The sequence below is a fragment of the Nocardia sp. NPDC056100 genome, assembly GCF_042266325.1.
Classification (GTDB): Bacteria; Actinomycetota; Actinomycetes; order Mycobacteriales; family Mycobacteriaceae; genus Nocardia.
In genome coordinates, this window is record NZ_JBHJVY010000001.1 from 100,468 (window position 1) to 120,674 (window position 20,207).

Annotated in this window: 22 protein-coding genes and 1 riboswitch; of the genes, 16 read left to right on the plus strand and 6 right to left on the minus strand. The window is 66.1% G+C overall.

Features of this window, described 5'->3' with window-relative positions:
* The first annotated feature begins 10 nt into the window (after positions 1–10).
* Together ACFC0O_RS00495 and ACFC0O_RS00500 are read left to right on the plus strand one after the other, a co-directional pair.
* Positions 11–814 (plus strand): siderophore-interacting protein, encoded by an 804-nt coding sequence (locus ACFC0O_RS00495; RefSeq protein ID WP_375952310.1) that lies wholly within the window; start codon positions 11–13, stop codon positions 812–814.
* Positions 815–1,014: 200 nt separating this feature from the next.
* Positions 1,015–2,328 (plus strand): MFS transporter, encoded by a 1,314-nt coding sequence (locus tag ACFC0O_RS00500; protein WP_375952313.1) that lies wholly within the window; start codon positions 1,015–1,017, stop codon positions 2,326–2,328.
* Here ACFC0O_RS00500 and ACFC0O_RS00505 read toward each other — a convergent pair whose 3' ends face one another.
* Positions 2,329–2,538, minus strand: coding sequence for a hypothetical protein (locus ACFC0O_RS00505; RefSeq protein ID WP_375952316.1), 210 nt, complete (start codon positions 2,536–2,538; stop codon positions 2,329–2,331).
* Between the two features lie 38 nt (positions 2,539–2,576).
* The gene (locus tag ACFC0O_RS00510) at positions 2,577–3,236 is read right to left on the minus strand and encodes a GAP family protein (RefSeq protein WP_375952318.1); all 660 of its coding nucleotides are present in this window, start codon (positions 3,234–3,236) and stop codon (positions 2,577–2,579) included.
* Positions 3,237–3,423: 187 nt separating this feature from the next.
* A riboswitch (M-box (ykoK) riboswitch) is annotated at positions 3,424–3,597 on the plus strand.
* Positions 3,598–3,800: 203 nt separating this feature from the next.
* On the opposite strand from ACFC0O_RS00510, the gene ACFC0O_RS00515 reads away from it, so the two are divergent.
* From ACFC0O_RS00515 to ACFC0O_RS00530, 4 genes are all read left to right on the plus strand, one after another.
* Positions 3,801–4,502, plus strand: a complete 702-nt coding sequence (locus tag ACFC0O_RS00515; RefSeq protein WP_364634842.1) for an MgtC/SapB family protein — start codon at positions 3,801–3,803, stop codon at positions 4,500–4,502.
* Positions 4,499–6,229, plus strand: a complete 1,731-nt coding sequence (locus tag ACFC0O_RS00520) for an ABC transporter permease (protein ID WP_375952322.1) — start codon at positions 4,499–4,501, stop codon at positions 6,227–6,229. Before ACFC0O_RS00515 ends, ACFC0O_RS00520 begins: the two co-directional genes overlap by 4 nt.
* A 15-nt stretch (positions 6,230–6,244) precedes the next feature.
* On the plus strand, positions 6,245–7,561 hold the full coding sequence (locus tag ACFC0O_RS00525; protein ID WP_375952325.1) for a nitrate/sulfonate/bicarbonate ABC transporter ATP-binding protein: 1,317 nt from the start codon (positions 6,245–6,247) through the stop codon (positions 7,559–7,561).
* 120 nt (positions 7,562–7,681) lie between these two features.
* On the plus strand, positions 7,682–8,248 hold the full coding sequence (locus ACFC0O_RS00530) for a YbhB/YbcL family Raf kinase inhibitor-like protein (protein WP_375952328.1): 567 nt from the start codon (positions 7,682–7,684) through the stop codon (positions 8,246–8,248).
* 58 nt (positions 8,249–8,306) lie between these two features.
* Here the strand turns inward: ACFC0O_RS00530 and ACFC0O_RS00535 are convergent, their stop codons facing one another.
* Positions 8,307–9,839 (minus strand): DHA2 family efflux MFS transporter permease subunit, encoded by a 1,533-nt coding sequence (locus ACFC0O_RS00535; RefSeq protein WP_375952331.1) that lies wholly within the window; start codon positions 9,837–9,839, stop codon positions 8,307–8,309.
* 258 nt (positions 9,840–10,097) lie between these two features.
* Here ACFC0O_RS00535 and ACFC0O_RS00540 point away from each other — a divergent pair, with 258 nt between their 5' ends.
* The 7 genes from ACFC0O_RS00540 (at position 10,098) to ACFC0O_RS00570 (ending at position 15,721) form a co-directional block, all read left to right on the plus strand.
* Complete coding sequence (locus tag ACFC0O_RS00540; RefSeq protein ID WP_375952334.1) at positions 10,098–10,331, plus strand: hypothetical protein; 234 nt, start codon at positions 10,098–10,100, stop codon at positions 10,329–10,331.
* A 35-nt stretch (positions 10,332–10,366) separates the two neighbouring features.
* Entirely contained in the window at positions 10,367–11,467 is a 1,101-nt protein-coding gene (locus tag ACFC0O_RS00545; protein ID WP_364634857.1) for an SPFH domain-containing protein, read from the plus strand.
* 43 nt (positions 11,468–11,510) lie between these two features.
* Positions 11,511–11,906 carry a cold shock domain-containing protein gene (locus ACFC0O_RS00550; protein ID WP_364634860.1) on the plus strand — a complete coding sequence of 132 codons (396 nt, stop codon included), beginning with the start codon at positions 11,511–11,513 and terminating at the stop codon, positions 11,904–11,906.
* 110 nt (positions 11,907–12,016) lie between these two features.
* A complete protein-coding gene (locus tag ACFC0O_RS00555; RefSeq protein WP_375952339.1) occupies positions 12,017–13,132 on the plus strand; it encodes an ATP-dependent DNA ligase in 1,116 nt (371 codons plus the stop codon).
* Positions 13,129–14,202, plus strand: coding sequence for a DNA polymerase domain-containing protein (locus ACFC0O_RS00560; protein ID WP_375952341.1), 1,074 nt, complete (start codon positions 13,129–13,131; stop codon positions 14,200–14,202). Before ACFC0O_RS00555 ends, ACFC0O_RS00560 begins: the two co-directional genes overlap by 4 nt.
* 55 nt (positions 14,203–14,257) lie before the next feature.
* Positions 14,258–14,509: a hypothetical protein gene (locus tag ACFC0O_RS00565; protein ID WP_375952345.1), complete on the plus strand. Its 252-nt coding sequence runs from the start codon at positions 14,258–14,260 to the stop codon at positions 14,507–14,509.
* Positions 14,510–14,824: 315 nt separating this feature from the next.
* Complete coding sequence (locus tag ACFC0O_RS00570) at positions 14,825–15,721, plus strand: alpha/beta hydrolase fold domain-containing protein (RefSeq protein ID WP_375952348.1); 897 nt, start codon at positions 14,825–14,827, stop codon at positions 15,719–15,721.
* 75 nt (positions 15,722–15,796) lie between these two features.
* Here the strand turns inward: ACFC0O_RS00570 and ACFC0O_RS00575 are convergent, their stop codons facing one another.
* Positions 15,797–16,630, minus strand: coding sequence for an LLM class F420-dependent oxidoreductase (locus ACFC0O_RS00575; RefSeq protein WP_375952351.1), 834 nt, complete (start codon positions 16,628–16,630; stop codon positions 15,797–15,799).
* 145 nt (positions 16,631–16,775) lie between these two features.
* Between ACFC0O_RS00575 and ACFC0O_RS00580 the strand changes: the two genes are divergently transcribed.
* Positions 16,776–17,246 carry a hypothetical protein gene (locus ACFC0O_RS00580; RefSeq protein WP_375952354.1) on the plus strand — a complete coding sequence of 157 codons (471 nt, stop codon included), beginning with the start codon at positions 16,776–16,778 and terminating at the stop codon, positions 17,244–17,246.
* Between the two features lie 13 nt (positions 17,247–17,259).
* Here ACFC0O_RS00580 and ACFC0O_RS00585 read toward each other — a convergent pair whose 3' ends face one another.
* Complete coding sequence (locus ACFC0O_RS00585; protein WP_375952357.1) at positions 17,260–17,658, minus strand: winged helix-turn-helix transcriptional regulator; 399 nt, start codon at positions 17,656–17,658, stop codon at positions 17,260–17,262.
* Between the two features lie 153 nt (positions 17,659–17,811).
* Between ACFC0O_RS00585 and ACFC0O_RS00590 the strand changes: the two genes are divergently transcribed.
* Positions 17,812–18,732, plus strand: a complete 921-nt coding sequence (locus ACFC0O_RS00590) for an NADP-dependent oxidoreductase (protein ID WP_375952360.1) — start codon at positions 17,812–17,814, stop codon at positions 18,730–18,732.
* On the opposite strand, the gene ACFC0O_RS00595 is transcribed toward ACFC0O_RS00590, so the two are convergent.
* A complete protein-coding gene (locus tag ACFC0O_RS00595; RefSeq protein WP_375952362.1) occupies positions 18,729–19,460 on the minus strand; it encodes a hypothetical protein in 732 nt (243 codons plus the stop codon). The genes ACFC0O_RS00590 and ACFC0O_RS00595 overlap by 4 nt on opposite strands.
* A gap of 164 nt (positions 19,461–19,624) precedes the next feature.
* Between ACFC0O_RS00595 and ACFC0O_RS00600 the strand changes: the two genes are divergently transcribed.
* On the plus strand, positions 19,625–20,191 hold the full coding sequence (locus tag ACFC0O_RS00600; RefSeq protein WP_375952365.1) for a TetR/AcrR family transcriptional regulator: 567 nt from the start codon (positions 19,625–19,627) through the stop codon (positions 20,189–20,191).
* Positions 20,192–20,207 lie beyond the last annotated feature (16 nt).

The window sequence follows — 20,207 nt, forward strand, 5'->3', positions numbered from 1 at the left end:
AGGTATTGCCATGGCGCACAGTGACAATCAGGCGCGATCCCACACTGACGAACAATCGCGACCACCCGCTCCTCGCCGCTCGCGGGACCTCGGCGATCTGCTGCTGGACCGGTTCTTCAGCACCGGCCACATTCTGGAAACCGAACCGATCGCCGCCCGCATGATCCGGGTGCGCATCAGCGCACCCGCCCTGCGGAACACCCGATGCCTGCCCGGACAGCATGTACGGATCGCCATCGGTGATGCCGCGGGCGGGCTACTGGCTCGGGTCGGTGATCTGCGCACGTACACGGTGTGGCGGTTCGACTCCGAGCGCGGCGAGTTCGATCTGTGCGTCATGGACCACGGCGACGGACCGGGCTCACGCTGGGGCCGCGCCGCCGAACCGGGCGCACAGGTCATGTTCCGTGGACCGGAAGGCTCGTTCGTCGTGAACGATGACGCGCCGTATCACCTGTTCGCGGGTGAGGAGACCGCCTCGGTCGCGTTCGGGGCGATGCTCGCCGCGGTCCCGGACCATATCCCGGTCTACGGCGCGGTCGAAACGGCCACGCCCGAGGATCGGCTGCCGTTGCCGCGGGCCGCGGCGCTGGCCACTCCGGTGCGCGGGGATGCCTCCGCCGCACGGTCGCAGCTTCTGCTGGAGGCGGTGCGCGCGCTGGAATTGCCGTCCACCCCGGGTGTGGCCTATCTCGCCGGTGAGGCCCGCACCATTCAGATGATCAGCAAACATCTTGTGCACGAGCGTGATTGGCCGCGGCGTGCGATTCGCACCAAGCCGTTCTGGACGCCGGGTAAGCGCGGTATGGACTAGCGCGCCCGGCTGGTTTGCTCGTCGCATACACGCCACTGCGATCCATGTCACAAACCCCTTGAACTCGCTGATGGCCGCCCCGCCGATCGGGGCGCGCCGTCGACGTTCAGGTTTGCTGGCCACACCATCGGGTAGCCGCAATGCGGGCGCGTCCTGATCTTTCGGGCCGCGCGACGCATTTACGCGATGAGAGGACCGGCATGACGAGCGGTGACACGCACTCGGCACAGCAGACTCGGTCGGTGGCCGCCGCTGCCATGGGCAATGCCACCGAGTGGTTCGACTACGGCGTGTACGCCGCGGCCGCGACCTACATCACCGCCGCGTTCTTCCCCGGACATCTCGGTTCACTGGGCACCATGCTCGGTTTCGCGGTGTCATTCCTGCTGCGCCCGCTCGGCGGCATGGTGTGGGGTCCGCTCGGGGATCGCATCGGGCGCAAAGCGGTGCTCGCGACCACCATTCTGCTGATGGCGGGCGCGACCGGCGCGATCGGGCTGCTGCCCAGCCATGCCACCGCCGGAGTGCTGGCCCCGATCCTGCTGATCCTGCTGCGGGTGGTGCAGGGCTTCTCCACCGGCGGCGAATACGGCGGTGCGGCAACCTATCTCGCCGAAACCTGCAGTGATCGCAAGCGCGGCTTCCTGGGCAGTTTCCTGGAGTTCGGCACGCTCGGCGGTTTCGTCGGCGGTTCGGCGGTGGTGCTGGCCTGTCAGCTGCTGCTGGGTTCGGACGCCATGTACGAATGGGGTTGGCGGATCCCGTTCCTGCTGGCGGTCCCGCTGGGTCTGATCGGCTGGTATCTGCGTTCGCGGCTGGACGAATCGCCGGTGTTCACCGAGATGCAGGAGGAGGAACAGCCCGCGGGTGGTTTGCGCGTACTGCTCACCGAATACCGGCGCGAGCTGCTCACGCTGGCCGGGCTGGTGGTGGCGCTCAATATCGTCAACTACACGCTGCTGACCTATCAGCCCACCTATCTGCAGCACACCCTCGGTGTCGCCGAATCCACGACCACGGCGATGATGCTGATCGGCCAGTTGGTGATGATGCTGACGCTGCCGTTCTTCGGCCGCCTGTCCGATCGGGTCGGCCGCCGCCCCATGTGGCGGTTCTCGCTGCTGGCCCTGGCCGCCCTGGCGGTGCCCATGTACTGGTTGATGGCGCGCGGAATCGTGTGGGCCGTAGTGGCTTTCATCGTGCTGGGCCTGCTGTATCTGCCGCAGCTGTCCACCATCACCGCCACGTTCCCGGCGATCTTCCCCACGCACGTGCGCTACGCCGGGTTCGCCCTGGGCTACAACGTGTCCACCGCCCTGTTCGGCGGCACTGCGCCGCTGGTGAACGAGGCGGTCATCGAATCCACCGGTTGGAGCTATTTCCCGGCGTTCTACATGGTAGGCGCGTGCGCCGTCGGCCTGGTGGCGCTGATGTTCCTGCGTGAAACCGTCGGCGCTTCATTGCGCGGCACCGAGGTCCCGGTGACCGATGAGATCCCGGTGCTGGCGAAGTAGCTACATCAGTTCGACTTCGTCGAACCGGACGGTCAGGGAGTGCCTCCGCTCGCGCAGGACGCCGCCTTCGCGATGTGTGAGCCCCTCCCCGAATTCGATTCGCAGTTCCGCGCGCCGGTCGTACACCTCGCGCACCACCGCGCAGATGCCGTAGAACGGCCCGTCGGGAAACCAGATGACGTCTCCCGGCCCGAACTCTGTAATCCCCACGGCGACACAGTAATCCATATTCGCCGGGCCGGTGCGGGTCAGAGGCCGCCGATGCCTTTGCCGAGCACGACCGCGCCCATCACCAGCAGGACGAGCGCCATGACCGCGTGATTGTTGTCCTGCAACCATTTTCGGGCGTTGTCGAGGCCGGGGCGCACGCGGTCGGCGGCGATCGCGTAGCCGAGCACCACCGCCGCTACGCTCGCCGAGGCCAGGACGGTGAACACGATCAGGGCGGTGATCTTGCCGCCGGCGGTGATCGTGCTCGATCCGATCGCCACGCCCGCGGACACGCACAGCAGCAGGTTCTTCGGATTCACCGCCGACAGCAGGACGCCCAATCCGGCGGCTCGGACCGGGGTCAGCCGATCGAGGGCGTTCATCCAGTCCGGCGGGGTGGTGTCGGTGCGCTCATGCCATTGATTGGCGGCCAAGACGACCAGGCCGAGCCCGAGTACGACCTTGATCCAGGATCCGGTCGTCGAGGGTTCCCGACCGTCGGTGATGCCCACCGACCCGGCGATCACGCAGATGAGTGCGGTCGCCGTCACCACGCCGAGCACCCAGCCCGCGAGGAAGCCGTTACCCGCCCCGGAGGCGTTTCTGGACAGGATCATGAGGATGGCGGCCACGATGGGAATCGGCGATATCGCTACACCGACACCGAGCGGCAATAGGTCTCCGATGACTGCACCCATCCATTCAAGCTATTTGCTGGCAACCATAATTCGGGCAGCGACACGGATAAGACCGACCGGCGAATCATCGGCCGCGCCGGATGCGCTCGAGGTGGGTAACGGCCCGGGCCGCGCGGCGCGGGCAGGAAGTTGCGCTCGTCACATGGGTTGCCCGCGACCCGCGCCGGGGTGTTTACTCGCTGACGCAAGGTGCCGTCGTTAGCTGAGGCTCCTCTGCGGATATAGGCCGGCGACCCCGAACGTCGAGAGACGCCCCGGGTCAGGACAGGTCTCCCCGGATTAAGGGGTGATCCCGACCGGCTCCCACACCCGATGTGGGTTACGCCGTGGAGTGCTGAAGGTCTTACGAGGGGTGGTTACCGTTTCCGGCCGTCCAGTGCCGGATCCACTCCCTGGTGGCGCGTTCGCGTAGTGGGTGTGGAGGTGATCGTCGTGCCCGATGGATCGGACAGAGTTCCGTTAGCCAATCGTTCACCAGGCGACACTTCTTTTCTCCGCTGCGTGCTGGTTTCCTGCCTGTAGCGTGCCTTGACGAGTGCGCCGACCTCTTAGTTGGAGGGCGTCATGACCACGTGGGAAATGTTGCTGCGGCTCGGCGCGGGTGTCGGGCTCGGCGCGGTGATCGGGTTCGAGCGCCAGTACCGGGCACGCATGGCCGGACTGCGTACGAACGCGCTCGTCGCGGCCGGGGCCACCCTGTTCGTGCTGTTGTCCGCGCACGGGTTCAGCGGTAAGGACGCTGACCCGACTCGTGTTGCGGCACAGATTGTTTCGGGTATCGGCTTCCTGGGCGCGGGTGTCATCCTGCGCGACGGGTTCAATATCCGCGGACTCAATACCGCGGCCACGCTGTGGTGTGCGGCCGCGGTCGGGGCACTGGCCGGTGCCGGGATGTACAGCACCGCCGCGGCGGGCACGGTGGCGGTGGTGGTGGTCAATACCGCGCTGCGGACCGCGGCGCGCGCGGTGGATCGCCCGGCCGAGGGTGTGGTGGAGGCGCTGTACGCGTTCACCGCCCGCACCGATGACGATCACGAGGCCGCTGTGCGTTCGCTGCTGGTGCAGTCACTGGCCCGCACCGATTTCCGGCTGGTGTCGATCTCGAGCCACAACATCGAACCCAATCGGGTCGAGGTGCGCGCGGAGCTGACCGGGGACCGCCGCGATGATCGGCAGATGGAGTCCGCGGTGAGCCGGTTGAGCCTCGAGCCGTCGGTGACCAGCGTGGGCTGGCGCACGGTGCCCCAGACCGAGGTGGAGGCGTGAGCACCACCTACCCCAGCCGGGGTGCACTGGATCGTCCGCGTTCGCGCTGGGCCGATATCGCGGTGTTCGCGGGCGCGGCGGTGCTGATCTGGCTGGCGGTGCGGGTGTCGGCGGGCATGGATGTGCCGTTTGACGATGCCAGCGCACCGTCCAGCATTTCCACCGATCCGGCCGAGCTGCCGTACTACGCGGCACGTTCGCTGCTGCGCATGTTCCTGGCGCTGGGTCTCTCGATCGCGTTCACCTTCGTCTTCGCCACCGCGGCCGCGCGGTTGCCGCGCGCGGAGAAGGTGTTGCTGCCGCTGCTCGATATCTTGCAGTCGGTGCCGATTCTGGGTTTCCTGTCGGTGACGGTGACCGGGTTCATCGCCCTGTTCCCGGGCTCGTCGCTGGGGTTGGAGGCGGCCTCGATTTTCGCGATCTTCACCTCCCAGGCGTGGAATATGGCGTTCGCGTTCCATCATTCGCTGGTGTCGCAGCCGCGCGAACTCGATGAGGCCGCCCGGAATCTGAGATTGTCACGCTGGCAACGGTTCTGGCGACTCGATGTGCCCAGCGGCATGTTCCCGCTGGTGTGGAACGCGATGATGAGTTTCGGTGGCGGCTGGTTCTTCCTGACCGCGGCCGAGGCGATCAGCGTGAACAATCGCCAGTACGCGCTCCCGGGCATCGGCTCCTATGTGGCCTCGGCCGCCGCCGAAAGCGATACGCCCCGAATCCTTTTGGCGATCGTGACGATGGTGGTCATGGTGATCGGGTTGAATATCGCGTTCTGGCGTCCGATCACGGTGTGGGCCGAGCGTTTCCGCAATGAGGAGACCGAGGCCGCGAACGCGCCGCGCAGTCTGGTGCTGGATCTGTTGCGCCGCTCGCATATTCCGCCGCTGCTTGGCAAGGTGTTCGGGCCGCTGGTGTATCCGATGGACCGCATCATGCGGGTGTTCGGGCTGGCCGAACATCAGCTGTATGTGCCCGAAAAGCGCCGTCGCGCAAACGATGTGCTGTTCACCGCGGTGGTCGCGGTCGCACTCGCGGTGGGCTGTTTCTACATGCTGCGCTATATCGACACCACCGTCGGTTTCGGTGAGGTCGCGCACGCGGGGTATCTGGGCGTGATCACCCTGGGCCGGGTCATCGTGCTGCTGATCTTCGCAACCGCGATCTGGGTGCCGATCGGGGTGTGGATCGGGTTGAACCCCAAGGTGTCCCGGATCGCGCAGCCGATCGTGCAGGTGCTGGCGAGTTTTCCGGCGAACTTCCTGTTCCCGCTGGTGACCGCGGTCCTGGTGGCCACGGGTGCGAGCCTGCAGTGGGCGGGCATCCTGCTCATGGCCCTGGGTGCGCAGTGGTACATCCTGTTCAATGTGATCGCGGGCGCGGCGGCGGTCCCGAACGATCTGCGCGAGGCGGCGGCGAGCCTGCGACTGCCGCGAAAGCTGTGGTGGCGCAAGCTGATTCTGCCCGCCATCTTCCCCAGCTATGTCACCGGTGCGATCACCGCGGCGGGCGGAGCGTGGAATGCCTCGATCGTCGCGGAGATCGTCCCGTACGGGGACACCACGCTGGTGGCGACCGGTTTGGGCGCGTACATCGCCGAGGCCACCCGTGACGGTGACAGTCCCCGCATTCTGGTGGGCGTGCTCGTGATGAGCGCCTACGTGGTCGGCATCAACCGCCTGTTCTGGCGTCGCCTCTACGCCTTGGCCCAGCGCCGCTATTCGCTCTGACCGAAAGGAACTCTCATGACGACCGCAACCACCGGAGAGGTCCTGATCGACATCGACGATGTCGGCATGTCCTTCACCGGCGCCGCCGGGGAGCGCCTCAATGTGCTCGAACATGTGAATCTGCAGGTGCGCGACGGGGAGATCGTGGCGCTGCTGGGCCGTTCGGGCTCGGGCAAATCGACGCTGCTGCGCACGGTGGCGGGTCTGCTGGCTCCCACCAGCGGGCAGGTCCGCTATCGCGGTAAACCGCTCACGGGCGCGAATCCCGGTGCGGCCCTGGTGTTCCAGTCGTTCGCGCTGATGCCGTGGCTGACCGTGCAGGACAATGTGGAGCTCGGTTTGGCCGCGCGCGGTATCGCCCCCGAACGCCGCCGCCAGCTCGCCCTGGACGCCATCGACCGGATCGGTCTCGATGGTTTCGAATCCGCCTATCCGAAGGAGCTGTCCGGCGGTATGCGCCAGCGCGTGGGTTTCGCGCGCGCCCTGGTGCTCGAACCGGATCTGCTGCTCATGGATGAACCGTTCTCGGCGCTGGATGTGCTGACGGCGGAGAATCTGCGCACCGAACTGGTGAACCTGTGGGCCACGGACGATTTCCCCACCCGCGCGGTCTGCATCGTCACCCACAATATCGAGGAGGCGGTGCAGCTGGCCGACCGCGTGGTGGTGCTCGGCGCGAATCCGGGTCACATCATCGCCGAGGTCACCGTGGAGCTGCCCCGCCCGCGTAATCGCCGCGCCCCCGGTTTCATCGCCCTGGTCGATCAGATCTACGGCCTGCTCACCGGCCGCGATACCGAAATCGCCGCCACCGCAACCGATAACGGCACCCCCTTCGTCACTCCCCTGCCCGATGCCTCGGTCGGCGGTATCGCCGGTCTGCTGGAATTGGTCTACGCCCAGGACGGCCGCGCGGACCTGCCGGTCATCGCCGACGAACTCAATTTCGAACTCGATGATCTGCTGCCCCTGGTCGATGCCGCGGCCCTGCTGGGTTTCCTGATCGCCGATTCCGGCGATGTCATCCTCACCAATGTCGGCGCGAACTTCACCACCGCCGATATCCAAACCAGCAAACATGTTTTCGCCACCCAGGCCCGCCGCCGCGCCCCGTTGGTCCGCACCATCTGCAGTGCCTTGGTCGGCAGCAGCGACGGCAGCGCCCGCGCCGATTTCTTCGCCGATCTACTGCGCCGCGGCTTCTCCGACGAGGATGCCCGCCGCCAACTCGAACTGGCCATCGACTGGGGCCGCTACGGCGAGTTGTACGACTACGACACCGATTCGGGCCGCATCACCGCCGACCCCGCCGGGCTGGCCGCGACCTCCTGAGTGCTCCGCTGCCGCCGATCCGGCTCGGCGGCAGTCCCTTTCACGCTGTGACCGGAACGGGTGCGGGGGCTCGGGTCACCTGCTAGCGTGCGGCGGCGGTGCACGTTAGGAGAGATCATCATGGCCATTCTCGGCAAATTGCTCGCGAATCGCAGGGCCGGTGAGCGCACGCTGGCCTGGCATCGGCCGAATCTGGCCGGGGACGGCGTATTCGAGCTCACCAGCCCCGATTTCGAGCACGAGTCGTTCCTGACCACGCCGCACGCCGGGAAACGCGTGGGCGGACAGGATCGCTCGCCCGCATTGGCATGGTCGGCTCCCCCGGCCGGGACCGCCCAGTTGCTGCTGGTGGTCGAGGATCCCGATGCGCCGATGTCCAAGCCGTTCGTGCACGCGGTCGCACTCCTGGATCCCGCGCGCACGGAGCTGGCGCAGGGTGTCCTCGACGGCGTGGAAACGGTTGCGGGCGTACAGGTGCTGCGCTCGGGATTCGGGCGCGGCTATATGGGCCCGTCCCCGATCAAGGGCCACGGCCCGCACCGGTACGCCTTCCAGCTCTTCGCGCTGGCCGAGCCGATCACCGCCGTGAACGGGGCTCCGGTGGCGAAAGCGAACCCGCCCGCGGTGCTCGCGGCCGCCCGCGCACTGGGTCGTGCCCGTATCGACGGCTTCTACGAACGTTCCTGAACAGCACAGCGCCCCCGCCGAATGGTTCGGCGGGGGCGCTGTGTGTGGTGCGAAAACCTCAGTGCGCGACGACGACCGGGGTTTCGGCGAGTTCCGGGTTCTTGGGTTTGGTGCGGGGTAGGAAGAACGCCGGGATGAGGGTGACGGCCAGCAGGACCAGGGCGACCACGAAGGTGTGGGCGAAGGCGGTGGCCGCTTCGTCGAAACCGGTGGACAGTGCGCCCGGGGGCAACTTTTCGGCGATCTCCGGGTTGGAGCGGGAGCCGATGGCGGCTCCGGCGAGGGGGCGGTTATTGAGCAGGTTCGTCAGGACCACGGAAATGGTTGCGGTGCCGATGGATCCGGCGGTCTGGTTGACGATGTTCATCAAGGTGGAGCCGCGCGCCACCTGCGCGTGGGTGAGGGTTTGGATGGCGGCGGTCATGGTCGGCATCATGGTGCAGCCCATGCCCAGACCCATCACGAACAGCGCCCCGCACAGTGCCACGTAGGAGGTGTCCGCGCTGACCTGGGTCAGGAACGCCATGCCCAGCACCATGATCGAGATACCGGTGAGCACGATCTTGCCCGGGCCGATCTTGTCGACCAGGCGGCCCGCGACCGGCATGGTGAGCATCGCGCCCAGGCCCTGCGGTGCGATGAGCAGACCGGCCATCAGGGTCGATTCACCGCGTACCTGCTGCAGATAACTCGGCAGCAGCAGACCCGAACCGAAGAACGCCATGGCGAACAGGGTCATGGTGAGCACCGCGTAGCGCAGCGACGGGTTCTTGAACAGGCGCAGATCGATGAGCGGATGTTCGGTGTGCAGCGCCCGGTACACGAACGCCACCAGCAGGATCGCGCCGATGATCGCCGGGATCAGCACCTTGGCCGAGGCGACGGTGCCCTCCCCGGGAATCGAGGACACACCGAACAGGAACAGCGCCAAACCCGGTGAGGCCAGCAGCATTCCGATGAAGTCGAAGGACTCCGACGGTTCGGGCCGGTCCGCGGGGAACACGATGAACGCCAGCGCCAGCGCGATGATGCCGATGGGCAGATTGATCAGGAAGATCCAGTGCCAGGAGAAGCTGTCGATGAGCCAGCCGCCCAGGATCGGGCCCATGATGGGGCCCAGCAGCATCGGCACGCCGAGTACGGCCATGACGCGGCCGATCCGCTGCGGTCCGGCGGCGTGGGTCATGATCGTCATGCCCAGCGGCATGAGCATGCCGCCGCCCAAGCCCTGGATGACGCGGAAGGCGATGAGCGACTCGATATTCCAGGCCGTACTGCACAGGATCGAGCCGAGTACGAAGAAGATCAGCGCCGCCATGTAGAGGCGTTTGGTGCCGAATCGGTCGGCGGCCCAACCGGTCAGTGGGATGACGGTGGCCAGCGCCAGGGTGTAGCCGGTCATCGTCCACGCCGCGATGGCGTAGGTGGTGTCGAAGGTCTGCTGGAATGTAGGGATGGCTACGGTCACGACTGTCACGTCGAGGATCGACATGATGGCGCCGAGCACGACGACGCCGGCGATTTTGAGGACGCCGGCGTCCAGTTTGTCGTCGGCCGTATTCGTGGCCGGTATATCCGGAGGGGTGGTCACCGCTTAAGCCTGCCAGCTCGGGGGCCCGGGAACCAGTATTTTCTCACCTCGACGCGCACGGGCATATTCTCGGCACCTTTCACGAGTGCGGAAGCGGCCGACGCGAACTCGGGCCGCGCTGCGGCATCGGAAATGATACCGATGGGTAGCAAAAATGTAGTTATCAATTTGGTCGCGAAATCCGACCGTGCGGTCCAACTATTGCCGGATTACGCAACTACCCTGGCAATTCACCGCGAATGCGAGGAGTTGCCCGAGATGTCCGACCCGGTGCTGGGACTGACCGGTACGCTGACCACGCCGATCCGGGGCGCACACAAACTCGGAGAGGTTCTGGTCGCCATCAGAGGGGGAACCGAGCTCTATATCGCGCGCGCCGACCAAGCACTCGACACCGGCACCCCCGTGCTGATCGTGGCGGTGCATCCGGGCCGGATCGTGGATGTGGTGCCGTGGATACCGCTCCCGGGCGACCGTCGTGGGGAAATCTGAGACATCAGAAGTCTGAGACATCAAGGGAGGCAACAGTGCTCGGATACCATGTGCCCGATCCGGACGAGGCCATGCTGGTCAGCGGCGGGGGCACCAAGGACAATGCGCCGTTCCGCGTGGTCATCGGCCACGGCGCCTGGGTGATGCCGTTCTTCCGCAAGGTCAGCTATCTGTCGCTGGCCATGTACGAGGCCGAGATCCAGGAACGCTGTGTCACCAAACAGGCCATCCAGCTCGATGTGCGCGCGGTCATCGCGTTCAAGGTCGCCAATGACACCGCCTCGATAGTCAATGCGGCACAACGGTTCCTGTCCGAACAGGAGCGTGAGATGTCGGTGCTGACCGGTCGCATCTTCTCCGGGCATCTGCGCTCGATCGTGGGCTCGATGACGGTCGAGGAGATCATTCGCGAACGCCAGAAACTGGCCGATGAGGTTTTAGTCGCCTCGAAGGTCGAGATGAGCAATATCGGACTGTGGGTGGATTCGCTGCAGATCCAGTCCATCGATGACGGCAACCTCGGCTACATCACCGCCCTGGCCGCCCCGCACAATGCCGCCATCCAGCGCGACGCGCAGATCGCCCAGGCCAGCGCCGCCCAGCTCGCCGCGCAGGCCGAACAGGAATCCCAGCGCCGCCAGGCCGAATACCAGCGCGAGACCGCACTGCTGCGCGCGCAGTATCAGCGCGATATCGACAAGGCCAATGCCGAAGCGGCACAGGCGGGTCCGCTCGCCCAGGCCACCGCGCTGCAGGAGGTGCTCACCGCGCAGGCCATCCAGGCGCGCAAACAGGCCGAGTTGCGCGAACAGCAGCTGCAGACCGAGGTGGTCAAACCCGCGCTCGCCGAGGCCGAACGGGTGCGCATCCTGGCCGTGGCCGAGGCAGATCGCACCCGCATCCAGGCCGAGGCCGCGGCGTCCAATAACCGCATCGCGCTGGATCAGCTTCTGATAGAACAGCTTCCGGAGATCGTGAAGCAGGCCGCCGCGGGCCTGTCCAATGCCAATCTGACGGTGCTCAACGGTCCCGAGGGTGTGAGCGAGATCGTCAATGGCATGGTGGGACAGGGATTGACGGTGTTCAATTCGTTGCAAAAGGCACTTTCTTCCAACAATGATCGTGCCGCGGACTAGAGTTACCGCAGAGGGACGCGGCGTACGAGGAGCGGGTGTTTAGGTGTCCATCGGGAAATTGGTGTCGTTCGACAGCTCGCGGGGTTTCGGTTTCATCCGTCCGGAAGACGGTGGGCCGGACGTGTTCGTCCATGTCAACGACATCGGGCTGGACGAGGATGAGCTGCGACAGGGGCGGGTGTTCGAATTCGATGTGACCGAGGGGGATCGCGGGCCCAAGGCCATCAATCTGGCCCTGGTCGCCGGTGCGCCGCCACCGGTGCGCGCGCATAAGGCCAAGGATCGCGCGCCGGGCGGGCAAATGAGCGCGGGCGAACATCGCCGCCTGATCACCGAACTGCTCCTGGACGCGAGCCCGGCGCTCACGGCCGGGGAAATACTGACCATCCGGGACAGGCTGACCGCGTTCGCCGATCAGCATGGCTGGCTGGAAAACTGAGCAGTACCGCAAAACCGACCAGTACGGCATTACGATCTTCTCTGGACGCGGACCGGTGAATTCTCACCGGTCACGTCGTCTACCTGGGTGAACCAACCCGAGGAGGTCGTGTGGAGCTGCCCGTCATGCCGCCCGTGAAACCGATGCTGGCCAAATCGGTCTCCGAACTTCCCCGCGAGCCGGGGCTGCGCTATGAACCCAAATGGGATGGGTTCCGGTGCATCGTGTTTCGCGATGGGGACGAGATCGAACTCGGATCCCGCAATGATCGCCCGCTCACCCGGTATTTCCCCGAACTGGTCGAGCTGTTCGCCAAATCTCTGCCCGAGAAATGCGTCATCGACGGGGAGATCGTGGTCGTCACCGAGAACGGCCTGGACTTCGACACCCTGCAGCAGCGCCTACATCCGGCGGCCTCGCGGGTGAACAAGCTCGCGGTGGAGACACCGGCCAGTTTCGTCGGATTCGATCTGCTCGCCCTGGGAGATCAGGATCTGACCGGGGAACCGTTCGCCGAACGCCGCCGCCTGCTGGAAACGATCCTGGACAAGAACACCGGGGGCGCGTCCGACAGCGGTGTCACCCGCATTCACCTCACCCCGCTCAGCGATGATCCCGACGTGGCGCAGGACTGGTTCACCCGGTTCGAGGGCGCGGGCTTCGACGGGGTGATGGTCAAGGCCGCGGATCTGCCGTATCTGCAGGACAAGCGGGTGATGTTCAAGGTCAAACATGAGCGCACCGCGGACTGTGTGATCGCCGGATTCCGCTGGCACAAGGACGGTGAAGGCGTCGGCTCGCTTCTGCTGGGCTTGTTCGACGCCGACGGCAACCTGCATCACGTCGGGGTGGCGAGCAGTTTCACCGCCAAACGACGCAAGGAACTGGTCGAGGAGCTCGCACCGCTGCGGGTGAACGCGCTGGAGAATCATCCGTGGCGCGAATGGGCAGATGCCGCCGCGCAGGCACGCGCGGACGGGAAAATGCCGGGCGGAGTGAGTCGTTGGACCGGCGGTAAGGATCTGTCGTGGGAGCCGCTGCGCACCGAATTGGTGGCCGAGGTCCGCTATGAGCATGTGATGGCGGGACGATTGCGCCACGGCGGTCGCCTGGTGCGTTTCCGCACCGACCGCACCCCCGAATCGTGCACGTACGCGCAGCTGGACGAGGTCGCGCCCGCGGAACTGTCGGCCATTTTCGATGAGGCGAAAGGGACCGCGCGGTGAGCGATTCGGTCGAACTCGAGGTCGACGGGCGCACCGTCACCCTCTCCAATCCGGACAAGATCTACTTCAACAAGCGCGGGGAAACCAAACTCGATCTGGCCAACTACTACCTGTCGGTGGCCGGGCCGATCATGAACACCATCGGCAACCGCCCCGTGCTGCTCGAACGCTATCCCGATGGGGCCTCGGGCAAATCCTGGTTCCAGAAACGCGTCCCCAAATCGGTGCCGGACTGGTTGCAGACCACCGTGGTCACCACCCCCAACGGCACCACCAGCGATGCCCTGGTCGCCGCCGATATGGCGCACATCCTGTGGGCGGTCAACCTGGGCTGCTTGGGTTTTCACGTCTGGCCCACGCACGCGGGGGCCGAACTCGAGGCCGCCACCCCGCAGGTCGAGGACGCCAACGGGGATCTGCTGCCCCCGACCGGCATCACCGACGAACTGCGCATCGACCTCGATCCCTCCCCCGGTATCGGATTCGATGATCTGCGCGAAGCCGCAAGGCGCACAAGGGATTTGTGCACCGAACTCGGTATCGACGTGCGCGTGAAAACCTCCGGCTCACGCGGCCTGCACCTGTACGCGCTGCTCGAGCCGAAGTGGGACGGCTATCAGGTGCGGGCCGCGGCGGTGGCATTGGCGCGCGAACTCGAACGCCGCCACCCCGACACCATCACCGCGGCCTGGTGGAAAGAGGAACGCGGCTCGCGCGTCTTCGTCGACTTCAACCAGAACGCCCCGCACAAAACGGTTTTCGGCGCATGGTGCGTACGCCCCAAGGTCGGCGCACAGGTCTCCACCCCCATCGACTGGGACGTACTGGACACGGTCACCAACGATCAGATGACCATCGCGACGGTCCCGGCGTGGGTGGCCGAACACGGTGACGCGTGGGCGAACCGCATCCCACAATCGCTGACTCCCCTGCTGGAGATGTCGGACAAAGACCTCGCCTCGGGATTGCTGGATGCCCCGTGGCCGCCGCAATATCCGAAAATGCCGAACGAACCCCCGCGCGTGCAACCCTCGCGCGCACGTAAGGAGAACGATCCGGGCGAGGGTTGAGCACGACCCGGCATGATCGGTGCGCGCGGCCGCCCGCAGGGGTGATGATGGCAGGGTGGGAAGCGAACGGATCCAGGTGCGCTGCGTTTTGGTGTTCGGGGACGCCGATTCCGCGGTCGCCTACCTCGAAACACCCTGGCATCCGGCGCGATCGCCGATGTCGTGGGCGGCCAAGGAGATAGCGACCCAGGCCGGACTGCCCGCCAATGAGCTGCCCGGCCGCGAATTCTGGGCCTACGCCGAACGACAACCCGACGGCACCACCCGCCTGTCCGGATTCCAGCTGGTCTTCGATCCGCGCCTCTAGCCGGGCGCGTGGCTCGTCCCCGTACCGCGAGGATTTGTTCCAGCCGCAGAATTGCCGATTGTCGGACCGGGTCGCTGTGATCGGGCGGCCGGAGCGCCATCCGGGCTCTGACACGACATGTCGGCAATCGCACGCGGTGACGGGTCGATGCGTGACGACGCTGTCGGGGTCGCGTGCAAGTGGGGTGCCAGCGGGCGCAAGAGGACAGTAAGCACAGCGGCCCACGATGGGTTCGAGGTCGATTCGCGGTGGGTGATCGTCAGCTGCTGCGCCGATCGGTCGCATCGAAGTCGCACTTACATATCAGGAGCGCCCATGGCGAGCATTCGAGCCGAACTGTTGACCGTAGTCGTGCGCGCGCTGCGGGTGCGGCGCAAATATGATGGACCGCAACGGATTCGGGCGACAATCGCGGCGGATCGGGCGAAGGGTCCGGCGGTGCCGTCGGCGAAGACTCGGGGGCGGGTCTCGGTGCGAGAGATGGATTTTCGCGGGCGCAGGGTCTTCGTGTTGAGTCCGCGCACGGCGGTTTCGGGTCCGGCCGCGATCTATCTGCACGGGGGTGGATGGGTGGAGCCGATCGCGGATCCGCATTGGGAGTTGATCGAGGCGTTGGTGCGGCGGCTGGATCGGCCGATCGTGGTGCCGATGTATCCGCTGGCTCCCGAATGCACCGCCGATGAGGTTTTCGCCTGGCTGCTGCCGTTCTACGCCGATATCGCCGGAGGGGACGCGCCGGTGCTGCTGGGTGATTCGGCGGGCGCGAATCTTGCGCTGTCACTGACAATTCAGGCCATTGCCGACGGATTGACGGTGCCCTCGGCGCTGGTGCTGGTCTCGCCGTGTCTGGATGCCACGCTCAGTGATCCGCGGCTGGCCGAGATCGAACCCCGCGATCCGATTCTGCCGGTGCACGGGGTCGCCGAGCTCGCGCGACTCTACGCCGGGGAGCGCGCGGTCTCCGATCCGCTGATCAGTCCACTGTTCGCGGAGTTGACCGGGGTGCCGCCGATCGCGCTGTTCACCGGCACCCGCGATATCCTCAATGTCGACGCGCACCGATTCCGTTCGCGCGCAGCCGAATTCGGTGTCGAACTGGAGTGGCACGAATATCCGGGCATGCTGCACGCGTGGCCGTTGTTCCCGATCCCGGAGGCCGAGCGCGCGATCGGTGAGATGGTCGACTTCCTCACCGGCGCACTCGTACGCTGAGCACGCCATCGCCGATACGAACCTCACAGCACCGCACGGCATCTCACCGTGCGGCGCATACCGAGGCGGTTGCGGTCAGACGCGTGCGGTCAGTATCGGCGCGAGGGCGCGCAGGTCGCGCACGTAATCGTCGCCGAGTACTTGCAGCGCTACGTGATCCGCGCCCGCGCGCAGGTGTTCGGTGGCGGCGTCGGCGATCTGCTCGGCGGTGCCGTGCAGGACCAGCGCGTCGACGAGGCGATCGCTGCCGGGCGGGGTGAGGTCGGCGTCGTGGAAACCGGAGCGGCGCAGGTTGTTCACGTAATTGCTCAGTGACAGGTAGAAGCTGGTGGAGTTGCGGCCGAGTTCGCGTGCCCGATCAATGTCGGTGTCGAGTACGACCTTGTGTTCGGGCGCGATGAGGGTGTCCGGGCCGAGCAGCTTACGCAGGGATGCGGTGTGCGCGGGGGTGGACAGGTACGGCAGCGCTCCGGCGGTGCGGTCGCGCGCGAGTTCGGCGACCTTGGGGCCGAGCGCGGCGAGCGCACGCCGCTCCTTGGGTACCCCGGCGGCATCGAGTTCGTCGAGGTACTGCACCAGCGCGTCATAGGGTTTGGTGTATTCGCCGGTGTGTTCGCGATGTCCGGCCCCGATTCCGAGCAGGAATCGCCCCGGGAACCGGGCGTCGAGGCGGTGGAAGGTTTCGGCGGCCTGTGCCGCCGGGGATGCCCACACGTTCACGATGCTGGTTCCGATAGTGATCGTGTCCGATCCGGCCAGCAACGCCTCGTAGCCGTCCCAGTCCGCGGGCGGCGAACTGCCCAGCCAGACCGCGCCGTACCCGAGTTCCTCCAGCTCACGCACCTTTTCGGGGGTCACCATCGAATATGGCCGCCACACACCGAACTTCCCGAGTTGATCATTCGCCATACCTGCGGGCAACAGCCTCGATTCGGATCGCATTCCCCGGCCCAGCCCCGACTATTGCCGTCATGTTTCCGAACGGAAGCGTCCCTAGAGTGAGCCGGGATCGATATCAGCAGTTCCACGAGTTCGGCAATCGAGAGGGTACGACATGTCCTTCAGTTCTTTGTCGCGTGTTCTGATCTGTGGTTTCGCCGGTGCCGCAGCACTTATCGCGTTCACTCCGGCCGCGCAGGCCGATCCGCCCGAATGGGAGGTCGCCAAGAGTTGCTCGGGGGTGTACCTGACCACCGACGGTGCGGCCGAGGTGCAGTCCTGCGTCTACCAGTACGAGGGTGTGCTCAAGGCGTACGGCAGCCTGACCTCCAAAACCGGCGGTTCGACGATCGATAATTGCACGATGGTCGTGAAGATCATCGACAAGGACGCATACCGCACGCAGTCGAACGAGGAAGTCGCGGTCAGCAGGGATATGCCGTGTTTCAACGGCAGCTATCCCTCCCCGCCGCTGGCGACGAACACCGCGGCGGTGGTCGCGGGTCACCACTACGTCAGCTACGCCGAGATCACCCATAATGGCCAGGGCGTGGCCCGCATCTACAGTCCGGAACTGATCCCGTAAATCCGATACGCGGCTAGTTGACGGTGTCGAAGCTGGCACGGGCGGCGAACACCTCGTCCATGTTGGCTTCGGCCCATTCCTTGAGCATGGCCAGGATCGGCAGCAGACTGACCCCGAGCGGGGTGAGTGAATAGTCCACGCGCACCGGCACCTGCGGGGTCACCTGCCGGTCCAGCAGGCCGTCGCGTTCGAGGGTGCGCAGGGTTTGGGTGAGCATCTTATTGCTGATACCCGCGACGATCGCGGCGATCTCACCGTAGCGGCGGGGTCCGTCGGACAGGCTCGCCAGCAGCAGCCCGGTCCATTTATCGCTGAGGGTGTCCAGGAGTTTATTGGTGGGACAGGCGGCGATGAACGCGTTGTACGCGGTTTTGCGTTCTTCGCGCTGCTGGGCGACGGTGCGGGTGGGCATCGGAACTCCTCGGTGGGCTAGGCACTTCCCGGTGCCTTCTTCTCACGGGATGGGGCCGGATCTACGTTGGTGATACGCCCCGCCGGTCAGGATCCGGCGGATCGCGTTCCACCGGTGGATAGTCCAACCCTTCTCATACTCAGGAGCATTCCGATGCGTGCTGTGGCATTCCGTGAATTCGGCGGGCCGGATGTGGTGAACATTCTCGACCTGCCCGAACCGCAACCCCGAGCGGGACAGGTGCTGGTGAAAGTTGTTGCGGCCCCGGTGAATCCGATCGATACGGCATCGCGGGCCGGATATCTGGCCGCGATCCTGCCCGCGCGGGAGGTGTATGTGCCGGGGATCGAGTTCTCCGGTGCGGTGGCCGCGCTGGGTGCGGGGGTCACCGGATTCGAGGTGGGGCAGGCGGTGATCGGGTTGCTGCCGTGGCTGACCGATCCGGTCGGCGCGGCAGCCGAATACGTGGTGATCGCGGCGAATGCGCTGGCGGCCGCGCCGAGTTCGGCCGATCCGATCGCGGCGTCCACATTGCCGTTGAACGGGATCACCGCGGATCTGGCGGTCGCGGCGGCCGATGTGTCGGCGGGGCAGGCCGTCCTGGTCACCGGTGCGGCCGGTGGGGTGGGCGGTTATGTGACCCAGCTGGCGGCCGCACGTGGTGCGCGCGTGATCGCGGTGGCCGGTGCGGGCGATGCCGAACTCGTACGTTCTTTGGGCGCAACGGATTTCGTGGATCGCGAACGAGCGACGATCGATTCGCTGCGCGCACTGGACCCCGATGCGATCATCGATGCCGCGGTCCGCGGACCGGAAGTGATCGGCGCGCTGCGCGATGGCGGCCGGTTCGTGGCGCTCTTGCCCACCGGCGCACCGGATTCCGAACGCGGTATCACGGTGCACACCGTGCAGCAGGCTCCGGACGGTGCGCGGCTGGCGGCGCTCGCGGACCTGGTGGACGCCGCAACCCTGACGCTGCGGGTGGCCGAGACCTTCCCGCTCGAACAGGCTGCCGCCGCGCACGCCCGCTTCGAGAAGGGCGGGGTGCGCGGGCGGCTGGTGTTGCTGCCCTAGGCCAGGGCGGCGGCCGCTGCAGGACGCGAATCCCGCACGGCCGCACGCATTTTCGCCAGCGACACGATGTGCAGGGTCAGCATGATCGGGACGATGACCGTCGGGATCAGTACCAGCGGCAGCAGACCGTTGGCGGCGGTCGTCGGCGTCACGGTGATGATGCGGGTGGGACCGGGAGCGGCCAGGAAACCCAGCGTCATCGCGATGACCAGGTCCATCAGTCCCAGGATGTTGAACCAGAGCAGTGCGCGCCGCCCGACCGTGCCGCGGCGCAGCATGCGCGTCAGAACGATCGCCTCGAGGCCGATGCCCAGATCACCGATGCCGGCGGGGAGGGCGAAGATCGCCGGGAGCGAGCCCAGCGCGAACGCGGTCAGGAAAACGGTGCCGCCGGTGACGCGCAGAATATGCGGCGCGGTCAGTCGCCACGGCGCGACCGGATCGGTGAGGATGCGGGTGATCGCGGGAATTCTGGTGCAGGCCACCGCGATCGCGGTGGCAGCCAGGGCGGCGACGCCGATCAGCGGGTTGGGAGTGTCCGGGGTCAATCGGTACGCGCCCGCGTTGGCGAGCATTGCGCTCACCAGAGCCCATGCGGCCCAACCGAATCCGGCGGCAATGCCGAGCCGCAAGTTCCCGGCGCGCCGGAAGCCCTCGAACAGCAGCAGCGCCAGGCCGAGAACGCCGGCGATCACGATCAGCCATACGACAGTTGGGAAGGGGTACATGCCGCCCTCGTTTCCTACGAGATATTTCGAACAGCGAATCTGTTTCCGAACTCTGTGTTCGATTATGCTCGAGGGGCTCCGGTGCAGGTCAACAACCAAATCCGGGTACCTGTACGGTTCCGGACACCTCGCGCGAATTGTCCGGAAACAGCGAGGAGGCGGCTATGGGCGACCAGGACCGGCGAGTGCGGCGCACCCGCAGAACACTGCACGAGGCGTTCCTGTCACTGGTGCTCGAACAGGGGTATGAGCAGACCACCGTGCAAGACATTCTCGATCGCGCCGATATCGGCCGCTCCACCTTCTACGCGCACTACCGCGATAAGGAAGCACTGCTGACAACGACTTTCGACGATATGCGCGCACAGCTGGAGACCGAATTCGATCGGATGAGTTCCGCGCACCGGCCGATCGAGGTGGACCGGCCCGCGGCGCTGATCTTCGAACACGCGCATCGCAATCAGCGCGTGTACCGGGCCATGTGCGGGCGTCCCGGCGGCAACCTCGTCCACCGGCACCTGCATCAGGTGATCGTGGAACTATTGCGGGATCGCTTGCCGCCGAACGTATTCGGTGACGGGCCATCCAATGAGGTGATCGCCCAGTTCTATGCCGCGGCCACGGTCGGCGTGCTGGCGTGGTGGATCGATGACGATTTCCGGGCCGACCCGGCGCGTTTGGCCGCGGACTTCCGGCAACTGGCGACCCGGGGCACCGGCGCGCTGACCTAGCGGCCGCCGACTCTCC

Excerpts from the sequence above, each read along its gene's own strand:
- ACFC0O_RS00510 (WP_375952318.1), bottom strand. The coding sequence starts at position 3,236 with ATGGGTGCAGTCATCGGAGACCTATTGCCGCTCGGTGTCGGTGTAGCG.
- ACFC0O_RS00595 (WP_375952362.1), bottom strand. The coding sequence starts at position 19,460 with ATGTACCCCTTCCCAACTGTCGTATGGCTGATCGTGATCGCCGGCGTT.
- ACFC0O_RS00525 (WP_375952325.1), top strand. The coding sequence starts at position 6,245 with ATGACGACCGCAACCACCGGAGAGGTCCTGATCGACATCGACGATGTC.
- ACFC0O_RS00580 (WP_375952354.1), top strand. The coding sequence starts at position 16,776 with ATGTCCTTCAGTTCTTTGTCGCGTGTTCTGATCTGTGGTTTCGCCGGT.
- ACFC0O_RS00515 (WP_364634842.1), top strand. The coding sequence starts at position 3,801 with ATGACCACGTGGGAAATGTTGCTGCGGCTCGGCGCGGGTGTCGGGCTC.
- ACFC0O_RS00530 (WP_375952328.1), top strand. The coding sequence starts at position 7,682 with ATGGCCATTCTCGGCAAATTGCTCGCGAATCGCAGGGCCGGTGAGCGC.
- ACFC0O_RS00540 (WP_375952334.1), top strand. The coding sequence starts at position 10,098 with ATGTCCGACCCGGTGCTGGGACTGACCGGTACGCTGACCACGCCGATC.
- ACFC0O_RS00495 (WP_375952310.1), top strand. The coding sequence starts at position 11 with ATGGCGCACAGTGACAATCAGGCGCGATCCCACACTGACGAACAATCG.
- ACFC0O_RS00585 (WP_375952357.1), bottom strand. The coding sequence starts at position 17,658 with ATGCCCACCCGCACCGTCGCCCAGCAGCGCGAAGAACGCAAAACCGCG.
- ACFC0O_RS00590 (WP_375952360.1), top strand. The coding sequence starts at position 17,812 with ATGCGTGCTGTGGCATTCCGTGAATTCGGCGGGCCGGATGTGGTGAAC.
- ACFC0O_RS00575 (WP_375952351.1), bottom strand. The coding sequence starts at position 16,630 with ATGGCGAATGATCAACTCGGGAAGTTCGGTGTGTGGCGGCCATATTCG.
- ACFC0O_RS00600 (WP_375952365.1), top strand. The coding sequence starts at position 19,625 with ATGGGCGACCAGGACCGGCGAGTGCGGCGCACCCGCAGAACACTGCAC.
- ACFC0O_RS00500 (WP_375952313.1), top strand. The coding sequence starts at position 1,015 with ATGACGAGCGGTGACACGCACTCGGCACAGCAGACTCGGTCGGTGGCC.
- ACFC0O_RS00570 (WP_375952348.1), top strand. The coding sequence starts at position 14,825 with ATGGCGAGCATTCGAGCCGAACTGTTGACCGTAGTCGTGCGCGCGCTG.